General features: G+C 50.2%; 1 pseudogene. It reads left to right on the top strand.

The window, feature by feature from the left end:
• Nucleotides 1-263 (top strand): annotated as a pseudogene (locus tag IAQ59_RS22245) (group II intron reverse transcriptase/maturase); the annotation flags it as partial.
• Nucleotides 264-267 lie beyond the last annotated feature (4 nt).

Here is a 267-nt window from a genome sequence, read left to right as displayed (position 1 = left end):
AATCACTCGACGAGTGGCTGAGAAACCGACTTAGATACTGTATCTGGCATGATTGGAAGAAGCCTGAGCGGAAACGCAAAAACCTGATCCGATTGGGAGTGGATCAAGACCATGCCTATGCGTGGAGTCGTACCCGAAAAGGGGGATGGGCAGTCGCCCAAAGCCCGATACTGATCACGACTATCACCTTGTCACGCCTAAGACGAAAGGGCTACGAATCTATGCTTTCCTATTACCTCAAATCGCAACCTACAATCCAGTGAACCG

The organism is Lunatimonas salinarum (assembly GCF_017811155.1).
Classification (GTDB): domain Bacteria; phylum Bacteroidota; class Bacteroidia; order Cytophagales; family Cyclobacteriaceae; genus Lunatimonas; species Lunatimonas salinarum.
The sequence above is the reverse complement of the archived record's forward strand: the minus strand, read 5'-3'. Positions and strand labels throughout refer to the sequence as shown.